2 protein-coding genes and 1 pseudogene are annotated in these 2,885 nt (G+C 23.7%); all 3 read right to left on the bottom strand.

What is annotated here, in order from left to right; translation table 11 throughout:
* Positions 1 to 283: 283 nt before the first annotated feature.
* A complete protein-coding gene (locus AlmWB_RS00800; protein WP_050337165.1) occupies positions 284 to 730 on the bottom strand; it encodes a Panacea domain-containing protein in 447 nt (148 codons plus the stop codon).
* 271 nt (positions 731 to 1,001) lie between these two features.
* Positions 1,002 to 2,327 (bottom strand): toprim domain-containing protein, encoded by a 1,326-nt coding sequence (locus tag AlmWB_RS00805; RefSeq protein ID WP_050337167.1) that lies wholly within the window; start codon positions 2,325 to 2,327, stop codon positions 1,002 to 1,004.
* A 184-nt stretch (positions 2,328 to 2,511) separates the two neighbouring features.
* Positions 2,512 to 2,885, bottom strand: a pseudogene (locus tag AlmWB_RS01870) (hypothetical protein); the annotation flags it as partial.

A 2,885-nucleotide genomic window follows, 5' to 3' on the forward strand; every position in this document is an offset into this window, starting at 1 on the left:
CAAAATTGTAAAATTATTTTTTTAGAAGAATCTTTCTTTATTATATCACATTGTTGTTTCGTCCATTTTTCAAAACTTTTTTTTAAAGTGCTATTTCGTTTCATTAACTTGTTAACTGTTAAACATTCTTCCATAAATAAACTTTCATGTAAAAAAACAAAAAATTTTTTAAATCTTTAATTTTATCAATCGAATATTTTGAACCAACAACAAAATATTTTTTGTCAAAAGTAAACGAAAAACTATTATCAAAATTATTTTTATGAAAATGAGTCATTATTAATTATAATTTATTTTTGCGAATATAATATTTAATTAAATTTTCATCTAAAATTCTCACATTTTTTCCTTGTTGGATTGCTTCTTGCCAAGGATTTTCAAAATGGGTTTTTTCAGATAATTGTTGTCCATCTAATTTGCCATATTTATTAATAATATAATCAATCGCTTTTTTATAAGTATTTTTAATTTTAAAAATTTTTCCGTTTTTAATTTTTTTAGTTATTTTTTCGTAAGTGTATTCTTTTAAAATAGGATATAATTCAGGAAAAACTGGGCCATGTCTCCAAGCTTGAATTTCATTTTCAATTAATGGTTTTTTGTATTTTGTTAAATGATAAACATGCGAATAAAAAATTAATTTGTGTAATTTCATATGGGTGTTATTTTTATTATTAGTTAAAATATAATTAGCAACATCAAAAATATTAATTTTTTCTTGTTTTTCCATTGTTAACTCCTTTTTAAAATTACTTTGAATAATAAAAGTATAACATTTTTGTTTAAAAAAAACAAATTCTTTTTTAATTGAGTGATTTGTTTTTCTAGTTTTTTAATTTGCTTTTTCATTTTTACTCCTTTATATTGTTTTTTGTTTGAAATAAAAAACCCCCTAATTTGTTAAAATCAAATCGCAAAATTTAGGAGTATAGGGGGGTGTTTAACAGGTGTATGTTAATTATTTATATATAGGTAATATATTGATGTCAAAAAACAATAATTTAACTAATTACTTCAACTTTGTTTTCTCCAAAGAAATGAATGGCTAAATCGACGATGATTTTCTTTTTGGCCTCTTCATAACTAATGTATGGATCTAAAAAACATTTTTGATAAGCTTCTTTTCCATATTGACGTAATAAATCATCGACGTCTTTACAAGTTTGGTCGTAAGGAGGCAAAATCCTTCTGATTTCGTAAGGTATTGCTTGTGAGGTTAGTTGTTTTCCTAGTGCTTCGCTGCGTTTTTGACCTGTTTCGTCGTTATCTAAAGCGATAATCACTTTCATCTTTTCTTTTTTAAGAATTTCTAGTTGGGATTGAGAAAGTAATTGGGTGACGCAAATGAGACCGACCACGTTTTTCATACCGTTTTGCCAACAACTAATGACATCAAAAAAACCTTCATGTATGATAATGGTTTTTGTTTGTTTAAGAGAAGGTAACGCTTCAAAAAACCGATAACAAAAATGAAAGGTAGGAGTTTGACTAAAATTAGTTAAGGCTTGATATTTTGGTTGAAAATAAGAAACTTCGCGGAAATGGTTTTGATAAAAATGAAAAGTTTGATGAGAACCATTTTCAATGGGGATAATAATAGAACCATGGAAAGTATCATGAAAATATTTTTTATCTTGTTGATAAAATTTTTCTTTGATAAAACCATATGCAACTAATTGATCGATATTAATATTTTTCTTTTTACAATAATTTATTAGCCGAAAAGAGAAAGGTTTATTAGTTAAGGGAGCGTAACCTAGTTTAAATTCTTTGATAGTTTCTAAAGTGAGTTTTCTTGTTTGGGTTAAATAAGTTAATCCTGGTTGACTTTCGTTGTTTCGGTTAGTAATTAATAAATAATGATAATAATCTCTAATGTGGTTGAATAAAGGTGAAATTTCTTTAAATAATTGTTTCTTTTTCAAGTTAATTTTTTTTTCGTCAAATAGGTGCTTTGATTTAATTGAATGATATGGTTGTTTAAAAGGGTTAGTAGTTGTTTTTGTTATTTCTTTTTCTTGTTGGCTTAAGGTTTGAAATTCGAAAGAATTCATAAATCCTTCTATTCTTTGAATTACTTCAGAAAAGGATTTAATATGACTAATAGCCATATAAACATCAATAATATCATAATCTCGACCACATTTCCAACAATGAATTTTATTAGTTGAAGCGAAATGACAACAAGTTGGGTTTTGTCCTTGATGGATGGGACAAGGAAAACGATATTTGATGTTGAAATTTAGAGGGATTATATTTAATTTTTTTAATAAAACAGACATGGAAAAATGAGTTTGGATGTGTTTTATTTTATTTTGATAATTCATTTATTTTACTCCTAACATGTTTAAAAAAATAAAAACACTTAAAAAGTGGCTAAGGAAAAATAGATATAAAAAAAGATTCTCGTAATGAGGGTCTCTGGGTTAAAATTTAATTTTAATAAATTATATTTTTAAAAAAAATATATCAAAAGAAAATTAAAAATTATGTTTTTTTTTTTTTTTGGCTTTATTTTTGAAATTTAGAATAATTATAATCATAAAAAAAATGATAAATGCAAATATGAATATATAATTCTAATCCAGGATATTTTTTTATTTGAACCTTTAAAATCCAAACTTTATTTTTATATTTTTCTTTTAAATCAATGAATTTTCCTTCGATACTTTGTTTTTTAATAGCTTCTTTAATTTTTTCAAAAATTGTTATTGGTTCAAAATTTTCTTTTAATACAAATAAAATTAATGAAATTTTATCATCTTCATCAGTTATATTGTAAATTAATTGATTAAATTTATTTTCAATTCTACCTGAAATTGAATGATTATCATTTAAAACAAAACATTCTGCTACATATTTCTTATTATTTAAAAAATTTATAA

This window comes from Candidatus Phytoplasma phoenicium (assembly GCF_001189415.1).
Lineage (GTDB): Bacteria > Bacillota_I > Bacilli_A > Acholeplasmatales > Acholeplasmataceae > Phytoplasma > Phytoplasma phoenicium.

What these genes read in the sequence shown, in the direction of transcription:
- AlmWB_RS00805 (WP_050337167.1), bottom strand. Translation starts at nt 2,327, where the DNA reads ATGAATTATCAAAATAAAATAAAACACATCCAAACTCATTTTTCCATG.
- AlmWB_RS00800 (WP_050337165.1), bottom strand. Translation starts at nt 730, where the DNA reads ATGGAAAAACAAGAAAAAATTAATATTTTTGATGTTGCTAATTATATT.